Genomic DNA, 17,779 nt, shown 5'->3' with positions numbered 1-17,779 from the left:
GCTATCTTGTGCTAGCTCGTCTCCAGCCTACGCCTCATATGATGTTTTTGTTCATCAGCTCACAGATTTGCTAGCGGCTTCCTCTAGACTATCTCTCGCGATTTAGCCCTTGCCATTCGCTAGTAGTTATCGTTTAATAACAGTGTGTTATTTAAACGGTGATCTTCCTACAGAGGACTTTCACCTCATAAGTCAATGCCCATGTCGGGCGTACACAAGCAAAGGCAGCGGACGCAAAAAACGCGCCGCTGATTTAGGCGTTAGCATTCTCCTATTAAGAGGATCGTGATGAACACTAAACCTCAAATATTATTTTTGTCTCATGGCGGCGGGCCGATGCCACTTCTAGGTGATGTTGGGCATAAAGAAATGATTGATTGCTTGCAAAAAATCTCATCTATTTTGCGTAAGCCATCAGCCATTTTAGTGGTAAGTGCGCACTGGGAAGAAAAAATCCCAACCATTACTTCGGGCGCCAACCCTTCCCTTATTTACGATTACTATGGATTTCCAGAAAAGTCTTATAGTATTACCTATCCTTGTCAGGGAGAGCCATCACTGGCGGAGCAGACCTATAAGCGGCTGGAGCATTCAGGTATTTCCGCAAAACTTGATGAGCAGCGCGGTTTTGACCACGGTCTATTTATTCCTCTGAAAATCATGTACCCGGAGGCAGATATTCCGTGCATTCAGCTCTCTCTTGTCGATAATCTCAGTCCAGCAGCTCATATCGGGATAGGGCGAGCAATCCAAGACTTGGAGTATGAAAATTTACTTATAATTGGTTCTGGTTTCTCCTTTCATAATATGAAAGCATTTTTTTCATCTGAAACCAGTGAATCAAAAACTTTAAATGAATCTTTTGAAGCGTGGCTGCTAGAGACTTGCACTAACAGTAGTATTACTGAAGAAGAAAGAGAACAAAGATTTATCCAATGGGAAAAAGCCCCCGGTGCTCGTTACTGTCACCCAAGAGAAGAGCATTTATTGCCGTTGCACGTTTGCTATGGAATAGCTAATAGTGTTTGCACTAAGTCGTTTGAGCTAAAGATTCTAAATAAAAAATCGAGCATGTACATCTGGTCATAAAATGCTAACAAACGCGTCAATTAGGACGCTCGCAAGCTCTCGCCTATTACCCGGGCGTTATGTGTTTCAGGAGTGTGGTGATTTCAATGGATAATGATGACGTAAAAATGGTAGAGGCGAAGATAGAATTAGAACGTATTTCTGACCTTCAAAAGTATAAAGAAGAATTTGATAAGCTTGGTTCAAATCATTGGGGACTTAAAGATTTTCTCTCTATTATTGCGCCATTTGGCTTACTCCTGATTGCAAATAGTTTCTTCACAATTGAAACTGAGTTATTTCAAATAATGTGTGTTATTTTCTTTGCTTCGTCTTTTGTACAAGGCATGGTTACGGCTGAAAGTAAAAAGACAAATCGCAGAATGGATTTGCTGCTGAAAATCATCAAACAAGATCAGAGTAAAAACACATAACAAGCAAATCAACGGGAATTTTACAGCTGGCTGTTTCGTTCCTCAACATTGTAAGCTAGCAATAAAAACCCATTATTTGGGCGTTATATTTCACTCAAAGTATGGATGCTATGAATAAGTTTATGAGCACAAATAGGTATTTAAAACTTTCGTTTTTATATTTATTAGTTTCCTTTTTAATTTGGCTAGCCCTAGATGTTATTTATATCTTTGGCGGTCAAAATCCAGATAGTTGGACTTTGAAATTTGATGTAATACTTCCAATTATTGGCTTGGTTGGTTTTTTTATTATCACTTGGAAACATCAAAGTAAAAATGGATTCATGTGGCGCTTATTTAACTCTGTTGCAGCAACAACTATCTATGGTATTTTAATTTCCATTTTGGTAATTCTTGCTGGTATACAAATTCACATTGCTCTTGGTAGTAGACTGTGAAATATAACAATACGCCCTGAGGTGGACAGCAAGTATTAAAACTTACTTTCAAGCGCAAACTTTAAAAGTGGTGAGCATCTTCGTTTTAAGGCCGCTAAATACAATCCTTATCCATTTAAATGCCAGTGATCTAATAATGCTGTTGTGCGGCTTACCCTTGGATTTGTTACTTAAAATGCGCAGTGATGAATTCAATGAGCTATTTACAAAAACCCAGCCTGCACAACTGAGTTTGTATTAAACATGCGGTAGGATAACGCGCTAATGAGCCCGCAATGTGCATTTAATTTAGCTGTGGCTATGTTGTTTTTTTAGCTTGGGCAATAAAGTCATTTAAGTAGTCTATATGCTGCTCGTTGTTACGAATACCGACAAATATTTGTTTGTTAATACCTTGCTCTCCAAACCTTAGGCTTTTGATAGGCATTGTTTTAGAATACTCGTCTACTAGCCAGCCTGGTAAAGCACAAATACCGCGACCCGCAGCGACCATTTGTAGCATGATTTCGGTTGTTTCAATGGTTTTGTGTTTTTTTACTGAACACTTTGCTGGATTAAGAAACTGGCTAAAAATATCAAGCCTTAGCGGCTCTACAGGGTAACTAAACAATACTTCTTCGCTTAGTTGCTCGGGTAATACAAACTCTTGTGTTGCAAGTTTATGGGATTTAGCAACTACGAGTCTGTGTTCGTAGTTAAACACAGGTATGTAGCTTATTTTAGGTTTAAAGAGTGGATCGGGAGTTATTAGTACGTCAATTTCGTAGCTTAGTAATGCACCTAAGGCGCCAAACTGAAACTCCTGCTTTACGTCAATGTCTATGTCTGGCCAGTGCTCTAAATAGGGCTCAATTACTCTAAGCAACCATTGGTAACACGGGTGGCACTCCATGCCAATGCGTAGCGAGCCTAGTTCACCTTTGGCAATTTGATTTAGTAATAATTCAGTATGTACAAACTGCGGTAATACTCTGTTTGCCAGTGTTTGAATATGCTCACCAGCCGCTGTAAGGCGCAAATTTCGACCGTCTTTTTTCCATATTGGCGTACCAACTTGGCCTTCTAGTTTTTTTATACTATGACTTAGTGCCGATTGCGATAAGTACAACGAATTTGCTGCCTTAGTTAGGGTTCCATGTTCTTTTATGGCGGTTAGTATTTCTAAGTGGATCCTTTCCAGCACAAGTTAACTCCTATCTATAATTTAGCTTTAATGATGACTGATATTCATTGGTTGATGAAATTATATCATTTTATCAAGCAAACAAGTTTATTTACTATTAAGGTGGGAATAACTAATTATAACAAAGCGTTATATTAAACTTAGCGAGAGCTGAGTTTGTAGAGCATGCTAACGTGATTGTTTTATTTAAAAACCTAAAAGCAGGGGCTGTAATTACCTCGTAAATTGACTGAAAGGTCTTTGTTGTGATTAAAAATAGAAGTAATAATTAATGAATATCATTGAATTTATAACAAGTAATATATCTACTTTGTTGGCACTGGTAGCCACAGGCGTATTTGCTGGTATTTTAGCAGGCTTACTCGGTGTGGGCGGTGGAATTGTAATTGTGCCTGTGTTGTTTTTTTTGTTTCAGAGCTTTGGGGTATCGCCCGAGTCTGCAATGTTAATTGCAACAGCCACGTCTTTGGCAACCATAGTGCCTACATCTATTAGTTCAATTAGGTCTCACAATAAAAAAGGCAATGTGGACTTTGACCTTTTAAAACGTTGGGCTGCATTTATTCTTATAGGTGTATTGCTGGGTAGCTGGTTAGTTACTCGGGTTGATGGCAAGTTGCTTACGGTATTGTTTGGGGCAATAGCGCTGTTATCTGCACTTAATATGCTGTTTAGAACGGGCAAGTCGGCGTTGTATCAAAAACTACCTGGTAAAGTAGGGCAAAGTGTTATGGGCGCATTTATTGGCTTTTTAAGCTCTATGGTGGGAATTGGTGGCGGCACTATTTCGGTGCCATTACTTACTTTATATAACTATCCTGCTCACAAGGCCGTTGGTACAGCTGCAGCAATTGGGTTAATTATTTCATTGCCTGGTGCGCTAACTATGTTGATATTGGGCAGTACGCCAATTGATGCGCCAGCGGGGACCTTTGGTTTGGTTAACTTATTTGGCTTTGCATGTATTGTACCGCTAACCGTACTGTTTGCGCCTGTAGGCGCGTCGTTAGCTGCAAAACTAGATGCAGGTAAACTGAAAAAGATATTTGCTTGTGTACTATTAATTACTGGTTTACGCATGTTAGGACAAGTGTTTTTATAGGTTTTTAATTTACTTATTGTTTGTTTAAAAAAGAATGCCCGGCATAGGAACTCTATACCGGGCATTCTTTTATAAAACTATATTGAAGTGCTAATACTAGTTATATTATATAGGTTTATTGGGTTAACGTTTGTTAGCCAGTTCTTTGCGGATTATTTCTGCTCCTGCACTTAAGGCATTTAACTTACCGTTTGCTACATTACGCGCTAAAGGAGCCATACCACAGTTAGTACAAGGGTAGAGCTTGTCGGCATCAACATATTTAAGCGCTTCGCGTAGGGTATTAGCAACTTCTTCGGGTGTTTCTATGGTGTCGGTTGCCACATCAATAGCACCTACCATCACTTTTTTGCCGCGAATAAGTTCAAGTAGTTCCATTGGTACATGAGAGTTATGACATTCTAGCGAAATAATATCTATATTCGATTGCTGTAACTTAGGAAACGCTTCTTCGTATTGGCGCCATTCTGATCCTAATGTTTTTTTCCAATCGGTATTGGCTTTAATGCCGTAGCCGTAGCAAATATGCACCGCGGTTTCGCATTTTAGTCCTACAATTGCGCGCTCTAAACAGGCTATGCCCCAGTCATTAACTTCATCAAAAAATACATTAAATGCTGGTTCATCAAATTGGATAATATTTACCCCTGCAGCTTCAAGCTCTTTTGCCTCTTGATTAAGAATTATGGCAAATTCCCACGCAAGTTTTTCGCGACTTTTATAATGATCGTCATAAAGGGTATCTATCATTGTCATTGGGCCTGGCAAAGCCCATTTTATTGGCTGGTTAGTTTGCTGGCGTAAAAATTTAGCATCTTCAACAAAAACCGGCTTTTGTCGACTAACAGGGCCAACAACCGTTGGTACACTTGCATCGTACCTATCGCGAATTTTAACGGTTTTACGCTTTTCAAAATCAACACCGTTGAGGTGCTCAATAAAGGTGGTAACAAAGTGTTGCCTGGTTTGCTCGCCATCACTGACAATATCAATGCCTGCTTGTTGCTGATCGTGTAATGACAAGCGAAGGGCGTCTTGCTTACCTTCAATTAGTTCATCGTCTTGTAATTTCCAAGGCGACCAAAGTGTTTGTGGTTGTGCAAGCCAAACCGGTTTAGGCAAACTGCCCGCAGTTGACGTAGGTAATAGTGTATTGCTAATAAGTGTTTTCATGATAAATAGTGCCGTATATTTAAAGTTATAATTGAACCTAGCTATTGAGCGAAACTGTTAAGCGCCGCTTTTAAACGTAATTGGCAGAGAATTGTTCAAGCACAGTTTGGTATGGCTTAATTAGATGCTCTTCGGTAAATTTTCCCTGCTGGCTGGCCATTTGGCTACGCTCTTCTCGATCATAAACAATTTGCGTTAATGAATGATCTTGGTTGTTCAAATTTGGCTGATAAAACTTTCCTGCAGGTGCATTTGCATTGTAAATTTCAGGTCGATAGATTTTCTGAAATGTTTCCATGGTACAAATAGTGCTTATAAGTTCAAGGTTAGTGTAATCATTAAGTAAGTCACCAAAAAAGAAAAATGCTAAAGGCGCTACACTGTTTGGTGGCATAAAATAACGTACCTGCAAGCCCATTTTTTTGAAATATTGCTCGGTTAAAGATGACTCATTTGGCAGGTATTCAACGCCTAAAATTGGGTGCTGGTTTTGAGTTTGATGATACGTTTTGTTATCAGAAACACTAATACATATTACAGGTAGTTTATTAAAATTTAGTCTGTAAGTACTTGAGTTAACAAAATGCTGAAACAGCTTGCCGTGCAGCTCACCAAAGTTATCTGGGATACTAAATTTAGGTTGATTTTTATTATGATTTTGCAGCAATACGCTAAAGTCATAATCGCGCACATAAGAGGAAAAGTTATTACCTACAATGCCTTCAATGCGTTTATTAGTTTTATGATCAACAATAATTGTTTTTAATATTTCTATTGATGGAAAAGTATTACCACTGCCTTTAATATCTAAATCTACAGAAATAATCTCGAGTTCGACAGAGTAACGATCTCCTTTAGCGTTATCCCAATTCGCTAAAGCATTAAAGCGGTTATCAATCATTTTTAACGCGTTGCGCAAATTAGCTTGGCGGTATTTTCCTCTTGCCAAGTTAGCAAAGTTGGTTGTAAGGCGCGTATCGTTAGATGGCTGATAACTTTCATCAAGAGAAGTGCTCTTAATAGTAAATTTAAAGTCTTTTTTCATGATTTTTGGTATCCATTTATATAATTAAAGCTGAATTTTTTGTTTAACTTCTGAGGTTTTCGGTAATATCTTCAGATTTCCCTGTCAGTAGTCACCACAGTATTTTTTATTTTTACCTAAAGGCTTAATTGCAACCAAGTGCAGCGCGGCTAAAGGTAAAAGCAAGAATGTATTTTATACGTTGTTATTATTATGAATAAAATTGATTTAATTTCATTTATATATGAGGGATTCTCATTGATTGCTTTTCTCGCTAGTTTTGCTGCGTTTATTAGCGTGGCTGTAGGTTTGTGAGGTGTATTTTTGAGGAGGAATAAGTTAAGTGAAAGAATGTTTATTTAATCTAATAAAGCTAAGCAAAAGTATGTAGTAGCTGCTTATAAGTAAATAAACTTCTTTTTGTTTTATGTAAATAATTGAACTGAAATAGGAACTCGGCTATGTTTTATTTAGTAATAACAATAAATTAAAGCGAGTAGGTTTTAACACTCGTTAAGTAAAATCATATCAAGGATTAAATATGAAGATTCAAGCAAATGTAGGAACTATAGATATTTTAGGGCATTTAATACTGTGGTTTATTTTAATACTAATAACGTTTGGTATAGGCGCGTTCTTTTTTCCTTATTCGTTCTCTAAGTTTATTTTGAATCGCTCTGAGTTAATTGACGAACACGGTAATGCAAGAAAAATGGTTTGTAATACAGATATTTTTGGCAGCATTGGCCATGTAATTCTTTGGATTATAATTTCAATACTTACCTTTGGCCTTGGTTATGCCTTTTATTTTTATAAGGTGTGGAACTACTCTTTAAATAATACAACTATTGAGTAATTAGCCTTTATACGGCGCATTCGTTTATTAAACAAACTAAATTAAAAAGCATAACTTTAATAGGGTTATGCTTTTTTGTTTTAAGTAAAAAAGTTGAGGGTAAATACCATAAAACGAATAAAGGAGCTAACCCCATAATAAGTAAGCACCTTATAATGCTTAAAAAGAGAAGTTTTATAAACAAAGTTTAATTTTAAATAATGCTATGTAGATATACAGCACGCTGTATTACAGGCTCAAGCGGAATAAACTCATTAGGTAAGTTACTGTTGATTGTTGCACTCAAACGCAGTGATTTATTATTAACCAAGCGTTATACGCTCAGGAACATATATTTATGCCACACGTAGAAATAAAATATTCAGATAACTTAAAAATAAACACAAAAGAAGTTTTTGATGTTATAGAGCAGATTATAAATAACAAAGACGCCAGTGCTGGGGTATGTAAGTCAAGAGCTTACCCATGCTTAGAATATAAGTACTCGCATATTCTCATTACAATATCGTTATTAACTAAGCCTCACCGAAATAAAGAATTTACATTAGCATTAAGTACTGAGCTAGAGGCATCTATAAAAAAACACCTTAAACAAAGCGTGTATTTTTCGTTAAATATAGAATACAGCCAAGCTTATTACACCACCAATGTTCACCTTGTTGATGGCGATATTTTGGCAGAAACATAAGGCTTATTACTATCTCCTCTTCGAATAAGGGACAGGCATAAAACTTATTTACAAGTAAATATAATAGTAGACAGGCATAAAAAATGGTAATTCCCTCGCTTTGAACTACTGTTTATATATACATGTAAAAACAGAGTGCTAAACATGACCCGTGCCAGAAAATCACTCATAGATTTATCGGCAACACCTTATTACCACCTAATTGCGCGTTGTGTTCGCCGTGCTTTTTTGTGTGGCGATGATAAATACTCAGGCAAAAACTTTGACCACCGTAGGGAGTGGCTTGTTAAGCGGATGAAATTACTGAGCGATGTATTTGCCATTGATATAGCTGCTTACGCTATTATGAGTAATCATTATCATGTTGTGGTTAAAGTAAATAAAAACAAAGCGCTTGATTGGTCTGTTGAAGAGGTTATAAGGCGTTGGTATAAGTTATATAAACAAGGAGACTCTTTGGTTGAACGCTTTTTAAATGGCGAAAAATTAAATGAGGCTAGCTTATATATTTTTAGTGAAATTATAGCAACATGGCGAGCACGACTTTATGATATTAGCTGGTATATGAAAAATCTTAATGAATATATTGCCAGGCAAGCAAATAAAGAAGATAACTGCACAGGAAAATACTGGGAAGGGCGTTATAAATCCCAAGCACTATTAGATGATAAGGCCATTTTAAGTTGTATGGCGTATGTTGATTTGAATCCAATTAGAGCGAAAATAGCTACAGAACTTGAAAACAGTGATTTCACATCAATTCAAGAGCGTATCCATAAATATAAAAACACGCCAAAAAATAGTAAACAACCTGCACAAAAATCAGAGCTTTTTGAGCACAAAAGCCAGCCAATGCAATTACTTAAATTGGGTAGTAATGCAGAACCAGACACGATCCCATTTAGATTAATAGACTATTTAGAGTTAGTAAGTTGGAGTAGTCGTTATTTTACTTGCAATAAACAACGGGAAGTAAGTAAAAATGTACCCAATATATTAGCCAAATTAAATATAGAAGAGGGTGAGTGGCTAAACGCAATTCAGCATTTTCGTAGGCAATATGCAAACTTTGCAGGGAGTAAAGTAAGGTTAATGAATTTAGCTGCGCAGAACCAAGCTAAGTGGTACAAAGGTGTTGGTTAATCTGTAAGTTATTTTATGCAGAGTAAATACGAGCATCCGCGAGGTCGTTCATAGATCTGTGTCAGCTTAAGTTAGCAAATATCCATCATATGAAGTGTAAGCCTCTAACTCTCGTTAAAACCTCCCTAAAATCGAATAAACTTTAACTGTTGTGATTCAATGAAAGCCATACACTGGAGTAAATAATAAATAAACTGTGCATTTGTTTTTTAATAAAAATTAAATGCCTGTCCCATATTAAAATTTTTGAAATTAAATAAACACTCTGCTTTTGTGCGAGTGTTTATTCATTTTTATAGTTTACTTAAGGGTACGAGCTTTAAAAGTTTGTTAGCTTTTCAGCGGCTATTGCTGCGTTATTTATTACTCCAAGTTCTTGAAACTTAATACGTCCTTGCTCGTCTAAACCTGTCATTAAGTTGGAGTGATTAACTTCATTGTTGTCTATGTTTTGAAACTTTATATTTAATACCATGGCTAAACTACGAACGTCTTGTGGTGTGCCGGTTAATAAACTCCAGTTTTGTAAATTTAACTTTCGGCTTTGTGCAAATTCTTTTAGTACTGCAGGTGTATCTGTGTCTGGAGTTAACGATACTAAAATAAAACCTACGTCTTGTTTTTCAGCCTCACTCAGCTTATTTTCAATGGCTTGCATGGTAGAAACAATAGTAGGGCAGGTATGTAAGCAGTGTGTGTAAATAAGGCTTATGACTTGTTTTTTACCGCTAAAGCTACTTAAAGTACGTTTATTAGCGTCTTGATCTAACCATGTACTGTTAAGCTGATAAACAGAGTCTTGTGGTATGTTTTGCGAGTAAGCGTATGAGCTGGCAAGCATGCATATCAGCCCTAATATTTTAAGTGTTATATTATTAGAAATTATAGCTGGGTTATATTTTATCATTTGTTTATTCCTTTGATTTCGCACAGCGAAACCCTAAATTGGGTAAAGTATATTTGGCCTGCAAACTAGATCGAAAGCCAAAGCGCATAAATGCGGCATAATCACTGGGATCAGCAGCGCCTTGTGCTCCTGCGGCGCAAAATAATTTTTGATTTATATCACTATCACCACGGGACTCGCCGCTGACCAAAGCGGAGTTAAAATCCTCTGTCCATTCCCAAATTAAGCCGTGTAAGTCTTGTGCTCCCCAATAGTTTGCTGGGGTAGTACCAACCTCGGGGAGCTGTTTGCTACTAGGGCGGCTATACCATTGTAAAATACGTTGGTTATAGCTTTTTTCTAGACTGCCATTGGGCTGGGTTGCACTGGCACTGGCAACACGTTCCCACTGAGCAACCGTGGGTAAGCTTTTATTAAGTGAATGGCAATAAGCTTGGGCTGCAAACCACGATACGTTAACTACAGGGCTGTTTAATTGTCCTTGTGACGGCTGCTTTGGAGTTAGATTTTGTTGCCAATGTTGTAAATATTGAGCCTCCGCAAATATGCTAGGTATTTGCTGTGACTGCCAACGAGGGTTATTTATTACAAACGTTAAATATTGCGCGTTAGTCACAGGCGTAACATCTATGCTAAAAGCGCCCACAAATGTTTGTGGGCTGTTTTTATTCATATAAAGCGGCCTGTAGTTACCCGCGGGCAGCGCTACCATTTTAGGAGGCTCTGCCAGTGTCAGTGTCATCGTTAATAAAGAAAAAATCATGTTACTTGCGCTGCTTAGCAACTTGTTCAGCAGAGACTTTTCCGCCAGCGTTATCCCAGTTATTTAGTACAAAGGTAATAACATTGGCAATATCTTCGTCATTTAGGTTCATTGCTGGCATTACGCCGTTGTAGTTAACGTTATTAACTTTAATCGGACCCGATAAGCCTTTAATAATCGCATTAACACCTAAAAGTGGGTTGTTGTTTAAATAATCAGACTTTGCTAAAGGCGGGAATGCTCCGGGAATACCTTCGCCATTAGCTTGATGGCAAGCCATACAGTTAGCTTCATAAACACGTTGGCCGAAACGTATTTGTTCATCTTTATTGTTGGCTGTTATTTTAGTAAAAGTATTGTCTAACGACTGTATTGCTGAGCCTTCTGGTAAATATACGTTTTCAGCTGTTTTGCCTGTAAAAATAGAATGGTCGTCAGGACCTTCTACTTTTAGCATTGCTAGTGCACCTTTGTTAAATGCTCTAAAAATAGAATGATCAACCAAAATAAAGGTGCCTGGTACTTCTACTTTAAATTCCACAATGGCAGCGCCGCCAGCGGGGATCAATGTGGTTTGTACGTTGTGATTTTTTAAACTGCCGCCTTCTACATAAACGGTATCAAAAATTTCGCCTATTACATGAAAAGAAGAAACCAAGTTAGGGCCACCATTACCAATATATAATCGAACTGTTTCACCTACTTTAGCGGTTAAAGAGTTTTCATCTGTGGTACTGCCTACTGAGCCATTAAATACTACGTAGTCGGCGTCTTCATCTATTGCTTTTGCCATATCAAAAGGTTGCAAGCCAGCTTCACCAAATTCACCTTTAGTATAAAAATCCCCTTGTACTAAATAATACTCTCGGTCTACGGGCGCAAGGCCTTCTTTTGGTTCAACTAAAATTAAGCCATACATGCCATTGGCTATGTGCATACCAACAGGAGCCGTGGCGCAATGATAAATATAAAGCCCAGGATTAAGTGCTTTAAAATTAAATGTTGAGGTGTGTCCTGGGGCCGTAAATGACGATTCCGCGCCACCACCTGGGCCTGTTACCGCATGTAAGTCAATATTGTGCGGCATTTTTGAGCTAGGGTGATTTGAGAGGTTAAACTCAATTTCATCACCTTCTCTAACTCGAATAAAACTCCCTGGTACGGTTTCACCAAATGACCAAAATACATATTCAACGCCATCGGCAATTCTCCCTACTTGTTCTCTTGTTTCTAGGTTGATAACTACTTTTGCACTGTGATCTCTATTAATGGCGGGCGGCACCATAGGAGGAGGCGTTAGTATTGCTTGTTCAGTTTTTAAATTACTGGCAGCAAGTAGGTTACCACTAAATAAAATAGCTATTAGAGGGAGCCATAGGGTGTGCTTATTAGGTTGTATTTTCATTTTATATTTTCCATTATAAATGACGATTAACTTAGTATTGCGCTTAAGTGCAAAAATGACTTGATACAGATCAATTAACTGCTGATGAGCAAAAGTTTAGTACTGATCAGCAATGTTAACGAGTTTGATTTTAAATCTATTGTTTGTTTTTATTGAGGTATAGCTTTTTATGAGTGAGTTAACGATTTATTGTTGTAAGCATGCTGTTAACTTTCTTTGGAAACTATATAATTAAATTTATATCAATAAGGATGATGATGACAAATAAAGTAGAGGTTTCGGCCAAAAGTGGAATGCATTTTAAGTTTTACAGTGATGACGTAGAAGTTACTTATTACTGCTTGCCCGTATCGGGAAAAGAAGTTGTAAAAGTTAACGGTGAGATAGTTAGCGAAGCACAAAACTTTAAGTTTAGCTCTACTCATCAGTTTGAAATAAATGGCAACCCGGCCAAAATTAGGCTAAAAGCCCACGGTTTAACTAAAAACGTGACACTTTGTGAGTTTTTTGTGGCTGATGAATTAGTTAAAGCTTATAAACTTACTTACGGTACCAAAGGTAAAGTTCCGCTTATGGCTCAGCTTGTTATTAGTGTTATTGCCGCTGCAGTGGGTTGGTTTTTTGCAGCACAGTTTTTATCATCTTGGTTAGCTTTTGCAATAATGATAGCGGTTTTAGGATTAGCAGTGTTTAAATTTGAAAAACCAAGCTGGGAGTGCGAAGAGGTTTAGTAGCATATTTATAAAACTTTAAATTACCTACCTTATATTCCGTATTTTTAACACTGCAGCGAGCCCTAGCTGCAGTGTTTTTATTTAACTAATAAAGTTAACAAAATTTATTGCTCATTTACCTATTCGAGTAGTATAGCCGACCTTTTTAGCTCAGTAACTGAGCTAAATACTACTATGAAAGTTTAGGTTATTAATGAAGTTATGTATTTTCGGTTTTTTATTTGCGTTTAGTGCTTGTTTTAGTTTCTTTGCTTTAGCGCAAACTACGCAAGAGCATAGTGCTGTGCAAAATGTTTCAGCAGATGCAGCGGGTCATATAAAAGTTGAGACGTTAACTAACATTGAACCTAATAACAGCTACGACTGGCACATTCACTCCTATTGGGAAAACCGCTATGTTACTGAGGGGCGTGATAACTTAGCAAATAAAGGGATTGCCTCAGTATCTACAGAGCTAAATTATGAAAATTTCATAATTATTCCTTGGTTTGCTAAAGGCATTAATACCGATTATTCAGAAGTGAATTTAAATATAATATACGCAACGGTATTATCAAAAAAACCTTGAGCTATTAAGTGGGTATAGTGCAATTGCCTCGCGCGAAGAAAGCAGTAACGCTTACGATAATGAGGTTAGCCTTGAGCTTATTTACTCTTTTGCACAGCAGGTTTGGCTTATAAGTAGTTTATATTATTCATTTGATGCACAAGGTGCTTTTTTAGATGTTGCGCTAAATAAACAGTATCAATTAACGCCCGTATTACAGCTTGATTTTAAAACCAGTGTTGGCTTTAATTCAGGGTATGTGGCCGATGGGCATAATGGTGCTAATCATGTGCAATTTAGTGCGAATTTATCTTACTCAGTAATAAAAAACATGCAGTTATACGCATATAGCAACTATAGTTTTGCTATTAATAAAGATTCAAACCGCTATGCCAACGATGAATTATTACAAGATGTATTTTGGGCGGGGCTTGGTTTAAGTTATCAATACAGATAGCGCCGATAAATATAAGTTAAATAGTCATTGTGCTAGATCATTAAAAGCTTACTTTAAACACTGTAAAAGTTTTAAACGCGCTAAACTTCTTAAGTAACCTGAGCTCCGGATAATAAACTTATCTCAAGCAGCTGTTTTCAGCGCTAACTGCGTTGAATTTACTTGCAATAGGCCAGCTATTGACGCGTAAATTCGCCTTGTTTTCACTGAAAACCTCTGGCTAGAGAAAATAAAATTAAATATAACGATGATTCAATATGTTCGTAAATCTCTTAACCAGAGTTCAGGTTAAGTACGGTGTGCTTGAGAAGTAAAGAGCGCATTTATTTCTTATATTTTTAGAGGTTTTATGGCTATAAAAAACACATCTACCCATTACAATAAACTCTCAATAATCCTGCACTGGCTAATGTTATTAGTATTAATTGCTGTGTATGCCTCTATTGAACTACGGGTTTTATTTGATAAGGGCACAGAAACTCGCGATTTATTTAAAATGTGGCATTTTATGCTGGGGTTATCAGTTTTATTGCTTGTAACTATTCGGCTATTTATTCGTTTAAAAAGTGGTTCTAAACCATTAATAACGCCCAGTCCAGCAAAATGGCAAACCATGGCAGCTAGTATTACGCACATTGCACTTTATGCTTTTATGTTTGCAATGCCTTTGGCAGGTTGGTTTATGCTGAGTTTATTTGATGCGCCAATCCCTTTTTATGGTTTTGAATTACCCGCATTAGCGGCAAAAAACACTGATCTGGCAAAACAAATTAAATACCTACACGAAACAACGGGCGTACTTGGTTATTACTTAATTGCATTACATGCCAGCGCAGCACTTCTGCATCATTATATTATTAAAGACAATACACTTAAACGTATACTGTTTAAAAAATAACGGTTAGTAAAAGTGCCGACTTATAATTTAAGTCGGCATTTTAATTATAAAAGGTATTATTTAATAACAGCATGTTGCAGCTTATTACCCAGTATTCCACCAAGCAGTAAAAAAATTAGGTAAATCCAACCTGACAATGAAAAGTTAGCGATAGGGGTAAATAATGCACCTACATTGCAGCCATTGGCAAAACGCGTACCAAACCCCATTAGTAGCCCACCAAGTGCAAATAAAGCAAACTGTTTAGCTGAGTGGTTTATTTTAAATGAAAACGAAAATTTACCCATAAGCAGCACGGCTATTAATGTGCCTAACATTATTGCAAAGTTTTGTACCGAAATAGCATGATCAAAAAAGCCTGTAGTAAACATTACTTCGGGTCTTAGAGTATAGTTTGCAATATCGTTTGCGCTTATGCCAAGTTGCATTACAAGCTTACCAAACCATATGCCAAAAGGGGTAGAAGCGCCCCAGCCCGAACCAGTTGACGCCATCATTACACCAAATATAATTGCAATTACTAAAGCAGAAGTGCGCATTTCCCACATGTTTCCTATCCAGCGTTTATATGTGTGGGTGCTAAAAAATGTAAATAGTTGTGTACTGTTGTGTAATAACTGGTTTTGTCGGGCTATTTCACCGTCAACCCCTAAATAAGATCCACTTTTTTGGCGGTAGTTCTCATATTTTTTAGCCAGCACTACAACAATTAAAGCAAAAGCAATCGTAACTAAAATAGCAATAAAGTAGCCATTTAATGGCCCCCAACTAAACAAATCGGGCAGGTAAACACCTTGCCCAGCATAACTACTTGTAGAGATTACACTTTGCGTGATCCAGCTTTGCGTTGTTTGTAGCGGAAAGCCAAAAAACACACCTGCTCCAAAAAATACCAATGTTGTTAGTGCGCGTGGTACATCGCTTACCATTTCTACCATCATGCCGGTAGCACAGCAGCTCGACAAGCTCATACCGGCACCAAACATTACGCCACCAATAATCAGGCCTAAATTAATAGGGTTAACCCATAAGTTATAACTTGTTGAATCTGTATTTACTAATAAGCCAGCATTTATAATGGCAGTAATAACAAACATAAACATAAGAGTTTGCAATAGCTGTGTTGAGCCACGTCGGTATGCGCGATTAATGCTGCCAGCAAAACCAATTGAACCTTTCGCTAAGGCAAAACCCAAAGCTAAGCCTAGCAGTAGACGTAAAAACAGTGATGATGTTTCGAGAAATAGTGCCCCTAACAAAATAGATAAAATTGCAATAGCGCTACCTAGTATGGCTTGTTTTTTATTCACGTAAGTACCTAATAATTAATAATACAAAGCAGAAGTGTAAGTGAAGGGCGGATTATTCTATTGTGCTGCAAATAAGTCCAACGCTACCCTATAACTTGTTGGTATATATACGTCATTAATACTCTATGCTGTAAGCAAGTGAAGTAGTTGATTAAAAAAATATATGAGAGATTTAAAGCGGACTTAGGTAGGAGGTATTTTAAGTAAACATTTATAAAATAATATAAACACTCTATTTGCTAATAAAGTGTTTTATATTTGTGTTTTTAGTAATAGTGAGTAGCTTAAAAGTTGGCAAGCTCCTTAGCAGTGAAAGTTGCATTACTAATTACACCCGTTTTTTGAAACTTGATTCTGCCTTGCTGATCAAGCACCGTCATTATATTAGAGTGCTCTACCTCGCTATTCCCTATATTTTGATACTTAATGTTTAATGCTGCAGCTAAGCTGCGCACATCATCGGCTGAGCCTGTTAATAAGCTCCAATTATGTGCACTTAGCTTTCTGCTTTGGGCAAAGCTTTGTAATACCGTCGGGGTGTCTGTATCAGGGGTAAGCGAGACTAATATAAATCCAACATTGTTTTTTTCTTCATTACTAAGCTTATTTTCAATAGCTTGCATGGTCGACACAATAGTAGGGCAGGTATGCGCACAATGTGTGTAAATAAGGCTCACTATTTGCTTTTTACCACTAAAGCTACTTAATAAACGCCCGTGGCCATCTTGATCTAACCAGGTATTATTTAATTGGTAAATGGAGTTTTGAGGAATGTTTTGAGCTGGAGCCTGTTTGCTATCTTTAGATGAAGCTTGAGCATAGGCTTGTAAGTAAGCCTGTGTGTAGGTTTGTGAGAAGCCTAGTGAGTAAGCGGCTGAGCTGGTTAATAATGCCGTAACAGTACACATTTTAACAAATAGTGTTATCGATTTAAATTTTATCATTTTGATACTCCATTAAAAAACCACAATTAACTTAGTGCTGCGCTATTAAGCAAAAAGGGTTTATGCAGAACAACTAACTAAATGTAAATTTTGTTAACATTATTTAGTGTTGATTATTGATACTATCGAGTTTTAATAGCTGCACATCGTTTATTTGCACTATATAAATCATGTATAAGCACCCAAATGTAAAATAGCTGTTTTATTTTTGTTGAATGTGGTTTGCCTATTGTGCTAAGTTTTTAGCTGTTAAATATTTTCAAGTATCTAAAAATTAAAACTAATAATTTATATACTGACATTTACTTAACTACGCTATGAAGCATATTTATAAACAATGGAGAGTTATTAATGAGTGATGCAGCAACATTAAAAAGTGCAGACGAAAAGTTTTGTTCGGACTGTGGAGGCGTAATTAGTTTAAAAGCAGAAATTTGTCCTAAATGTGGGGTAAGACAAACAGCGCAACCTAATTCATTAGGTGGTACTGCGCCCAATGGTAAGAGTAAAATAGCTGCAGCATTGCTTGCGGTATTTTTGGGTGGCTTTGGTGTTCATAAGTTTTACTTAGGGCAAATTGGCTTAGGCTTTATTTATCTGTTGTTCTTTTGGACAGCTATTCCGGCGATCATTGCATTTGTAGAGTTTATTATTTTATTAACCATGAGCGATGAAGCGTTTAATAATAAGTATGGTTACGACTAAA

The 17,779-nt window shown here is 37.0% G+C and carries 20 protein-coding genes; 12 read left to right on the top strand and 8 right to left on the bottom strand.

All coding sequences use genetic code 11. The annotated features are described in order from the left end of the window. Positions 1-288 precede the first annotated feature (288 nt). The 3 genes from AAEY55_RS04290 (at position 289) to AAEY55_RS04280 (ending at position 1,939) form a co-directional block, all read left to right on the top strand. Positions 289-1,089, top strand: coding sequence for a class III extradiol ring-cleavage dioxygenase (locus AAEY55_RS04290; RefSeq protein ID WP_278355337.1), 801 nt, complete (start codon positions 289-291; stop codon positions 1,087-1,089). A gap of 86 nt (positions 1,090-1,175) precedes the next feature. Further along, positions 1,176-1,502 (top strand): hypothetical protein, encoded by a 327-nt coding sequence (locus AAEY55_RS04285; protein ID WP_182679044.1) that lies wholly within the window; start codon positions 1,176-1,178, stop codon positions 1,500-1,502. Between the two features lie 110 nt (positions 1,503-1,612). Further along, positions 1,613-1,939, top strand: coding sequence for a hypothetical protein (locus AAEY55_RS04280; RefSeq protein ID WP_350550188.1), 327 nt, complete (start codon positions 1,613-1,615; stop codon positions 1,937-1,939). 298 nt (positions 1,940-2,237) lie between these two features. On the opposite strand, the gene AAEY55_RS04275 is transcribed toward AAEY55_RS04280, so the two are convergent. Continuing rightward, a complete protein-coding gene (locus AAEY55_RS04275; protein ID WP_011328148.1) occupies positions 2,238-3,122 on the bottom strand; it encodes a LysR family transcriptional regulator in 885 nt (294 codons plus the stop codon). A 271-nt stretch (positions 3,123-3,393) separates the two neighbouring features. On the opposite strand from AAEY55_RS04275, the gene AAEY55_RS04270 reads away from it, so the two are divergent. Beyond that, positions 3,394-4,224: a sulfite exporter TauE/SafE family protein gene (locus tag AAEY55_RS04270; RefSeq protein WP_350550185.1), complete on the top strand. Its 831-nt coding sequence runs from the start codon at positions 3,394-3,396 to the stop codon at positions 4,222-4,224. Between the two features lie 123 nt (positions 4,225-4,347). Here AAEY55_RS04270 and AAEY55_RS04265 read toward each other — a convergent pair whose 3' ends face one another. Next, positions 4,348-5,397 carry a methionine synthase gene (locus AAEY55_RS04265; protein WP_350550182.1) on the bottom strand — a complete coding sequence of 350 codons (1,050 nt, stop codon included), beginning with the start codon at positions 5,395-5,397 and terminating at the stop codon, positions 4,348-4,350. A 70-nt stretch (positions 5,398-5,467) separates the two neighbouring features. Continuing rightward, positions 5,468-6,442, bottom strand: coding sequence for a DUF1852 domain-containing protein (locus AAEY55_RS04260; protein ID WP_179808280.1), 975 nt, complete (start codon positions 6,440-6,442; stop codon positions 5,468-5,470). A gap of 520 nt (positions 6,443-6,962) precedes the next feature. Here AAEY55_RS04260 and AAEY55_RS04255 point away from each other — a divergent pair. From AAEY55_RS04255 to AAEY55_RS04245, 3 genes are all read left to right on the top strand, one after another. After that, positions 6,963-7,277 carry a DUF6693 family protein gene (locus AAEY55_RS04255; protein ID WP_011328152.1) on the top strand — a complete coding sequence of 105 codons (315 nt, stop codon included), beginning with the start codon at positions 6,963-6,965 and terminating at the stop codon, positions 7,275-7,277. A 337-nt stretch (positions 7,278-7,614) separates the two neighbouring features. Further along, complete coding sequence (locus tag AAEY55_RS04250; protein ID WP_011328153.1) at positions 7,615-7,965, top strand: hypothetical protein; 351 nt, start codon at positions 7,615-7,617, stop codon at positions 7,963-7,965. A 144-nt stretch (positions 7,966-8,109) separates the two neighbouring features. Continuing rightward, positions 8,110-9,108, top strand: coding sequence for a transposase (locus AAEY55_RS04245; RefSeq protein ID WP_309217130.1), 999 nt, complete (start codon positions 8,110-8,112; stop codon positions 9,106-9,108). A gap of 319 nt (positions 9,109-9,427) precedes the next feature. Here the strand turns inward: AAEY55_RS04245 and AAEY55_RS04240 are convergent, their stop codons facing one another. From AAEY55_RS04240 to nirK, 3 genes are read right to left on the bottom strand one after another with little or no spacing between them, the layout of a single operon-like run. Then, complete coding sequence (locus AAEY55_RS04240) at positions 9,428-10,015, bottom strand: SCO family protein (RefSeq protein WP_086994170.1); 588 nt, start codon at positions 10,013-10,015, stop codon at positions 9,428-9,430. 4 nt (positions 10,016-10,019) lie between these two features. Next, positions 10,020-10,778 carry a formylglycine-generating enzyme family protein gene (locus AAEY55_RS04235; RefSeq protein WP_086994167.1) on the bottom strand — a complete coding sequence of 253 codons (759 nt, stop codon included), beginning with the start codon at positions 10,776-10,778 and terminating at the stop codon, positions 10,020-10,022. A 1-nt stretch (position 10,779) separates the two neighbouring features. Next, positions 10,780-12,183, bottom strand: a complete 1,404-nt coding sequence (gene nirK, locus AAEY55_RS04230) for a copper-containing nitrite reductase (protein ID WP_011328157.1) — start codon at positions 12,181-12,183, stop codon at positions 10,780-10,782. 257 nt (positions 12,184-12,440) lie between these two features. Here nirK and AAEY55_RS04225 point away from each other — a divergent pair, with 257 nt between their 5' ends. The 4 genes from AAEY55_RS04225 to AAEY55_RS04210 all read left to right on the top strand — a co-directional run bounded on the left by AAEY55_RS04225 (position 12,441) and on the right by AAEY55_RS04210 (position 14,819). Next, a complete protein-coding gene (locus AAEY55_RS04225) occupies positions 12,441-12,914 on the top strand; it encodes a hypothetical protein (RefSeq protein WP_089368262.1) in 474 nt (157 codons plus the stop codon). 196 nt (positions 12,915-13,110) lie between these two features. Then, positions 13,111-13,485: a hypothetical protein gene (locus tag AAEY55_RS04220; RefSeq protein WP_350550176.1), complete on the top strand. Its 375-nt coding sequence runs from the start codon at positions 13,111-13,113 to the stop codon at positions 13,483-13,485. Between the two features lie 310 nt (positions 13,486-13,795). Then, complete coding sequence (locus tag AAEY55_RS04215; RefSeq protein ID WP_350550173.1) at positions 13,796-13,921, top strand: hypothetical protein; 126 nt, start codon at positions 13,796-13,798, stop codon at positions 13,919-13,921. Positions 13,922-14,270: 349 nt separating this feature from the next. Then, positions 14,271-14,819 carry a cytochrome b gene (locus AAEY55_RS04210; RefSeq protein ID WP_011328160.1) on the top strand — a complete coding sequence of 183 codons (549 nt, stop codon included), beginning with the start codon at positions 14,271-14,273 and terminating at the stop codon, positions 14,817-14,819. Positions 14,820-14,875: 56 nt separating this feature from the next. Here the strand turns inward: AAEY55_RS04210 and AAEY55_RS04205 are convergent, their stop codons facing one another. Together AAEY55_RS04205 and AAEY55_RS04200 are read right to left on the bottom strand one after the other, a co-directional pair. Then, the gene (locus AAEY55_RS04205; protein WP_192531924.1) at positions 14,876-16,129 is read right to left on the bottom strand and encodes a YeeE/YedE family protein; all 1,254 of its coding nucleotides are present in this window, start codon (positions 16,127-16,129) and stop codon (positions 14,876-14,878) included. A 284-nt stretch (positions 16,130-16,413) separates the two neighbouring features. Then, complete coding sequence (locus AAEY55_RS04200; RefSeq protein ID WP_350550168.1) at positions 16,414-17,073, bottom strand: SCO family protein; 660 nt, start codon at positions 17,071-17,073, stop codon at positions 16,414-16,416. Positions 17,074-17,424: 351 nt separating this feature from the next. Between AAEY55_RS04200 and AAEY55_RS04195 the strand changes: the two genes are divergently transcribed. Continuing rightward, entirely contained in the window at positions 17,425-17,778 is a 354-nt protein-coding gene (locus AAEY55_RS04195; protein ID WP_011328163.1) for a TM2 domain-containing protein, read from the top strand. Position 17,779 lies beyond the last annotated feature (1 nt).

The organism is Pseudoalteromonas sp. 120-MNA-CIBAN-0494 (assembly GCF_040308885.1).
GTDB lineage: Bacteria > Pseudomonadota > Gammaproteobacteria > Enterobacterales > Alteromonadaceae > Pseudoalteromonas > Pseudoalteromonas nigrifaciens.
The sequence above is the reverse complement of the archived record's forward strand: the minus strand, read 5'-3'. Positions and strand labels throughout refer to the sequence as shown.

Excerpts from the sequence above, each read along its gene's own strand:
- AAEY55_RS04250 (WP_011328153.1), top strand. The coding sequence starts at position 7,615 with ATGCCACACGTAGAAATAAAATATTCAGATAACTTAAAAATAAACACA.
- AAEY55_RS04235 (WP_086994167.1), bottom strand. The coding sequence starts at position 10,778 with ATGATTTTTTCTTTATTAACGATGACACTGACACTGGCAGAGCCTCCT.
- AAEY55_RS04220 (WP_350550176.1), top strand. The coding sequence starts at position 13,111 with ATGAAGTTATGTATTTTCGGTTTTTTATTTGCGTTTAGTGCTTGTTTT.
- AAEY55_RS04200 (WP_350550168.1), bottom strand. The coding sequence starts at position 17,073 with ATGATAAAATTTAAATCGATAACACTATTTGTTAAAATGTGTACTGTT.
- AAEY55_RS04260 (WP_179808280.1), bottom strand. The coding sequence starts at position 6,442 with ATGAAAAAAGACTTTAAATTTACTATTAAGAGCACTTCTCTTGATGAA.
- AAEY55_RS04290 (WP_278355337.1), top strand. The coding sequence starts at position 289 with ATGAACACTAAACCTCAAATATTATTTTTGTCTCATGGCGGCGGGCCG.
- AAEY55_RS04245 (WP_309217130.1), top strand. The coding sequence starts at position 8,110 with ATGACCCGTGCCAGAAAATCACTCATAGATTTATCGGCAACACCTTAT.
- AAEY55_RS04225 (WP_089368262.1), top strand. The coding sequence starts at position 12,441 with ATGACAAATAAAGTAGAGGTTTCGGCCAAAAGTGGAATGCATTTTAAG.
- AAEY55_RS04210 (WP_011328160.1), top strand. The coding sequence starts at position 14,271 with ATGGCTATAAAAAACACATCTACCCATTACAATAAACTCTCAATAATC.
- AAEY55_RS04255 (WP_011328152.1), top strand. The coding sequence starts at position 6,963 with ATGAAGATTCAAGCAAATGTAGGAACTATAGATATTTTAGGGCATTTA.
- AAEY55_RS04270 (WP_350550185.1), top strand. The coding sequence starts at position 3,394 with ATGAATATCATTGAATTTATAACAAGTAATATATCTACTTTGTTGGCA.
- AAEY55_RS04285 (WP_182679044.1), top strand. The coding sequence starts at position 1,176 with ATGGATAATGATGACGTAAAAATGGTAGAGGCGAAGATAGAATTAGAA.
- AAEY55_RS04195 (WP_011328163.1), top strand. The coding sequence starts at position 17,425 with ATGAGTGATGCAGCAACATTAAAAAGTGCAGACGAAAAGTTTTGTTCG.
- AAEY55_RS04265 (WP_350550182.1), bottom strand. The coding sequence starts at position 5,397 with ATGAAAACACTTATTAGCAATACACTATTACCTACGTCAACTGCGGGC.
- AAEY55_RS04215 (WP_350550173.1), top strand. The coding sequence starts at position 13,796 with ATGCAGTTATACGCATATAGCAACTATAGTTTTGCTATTAATAAAGAT.
- AAEY55_RS04240 (WP_086994170.1), bottom strand. The coding sequence starts at position 10,015 with ATGATAAAATATAACCCAGCTATAATTTCTAATAATATAACACTTAAA.
- AAEY55_RS04280 (WP_350550188.1), top strand. The coding sequence starts at position 1,613 with ATGAATAAGTTTATGAGCACAAATAGGTATTTAAAACTTTCGTTTTTA.
- nirK (WP_011328157.1), bottom strand. The coding sequence starts at position 12,183 with ATGAAAATACAACCTAATAAGCACACCCTATGGCTCCCTCTAATAGCT.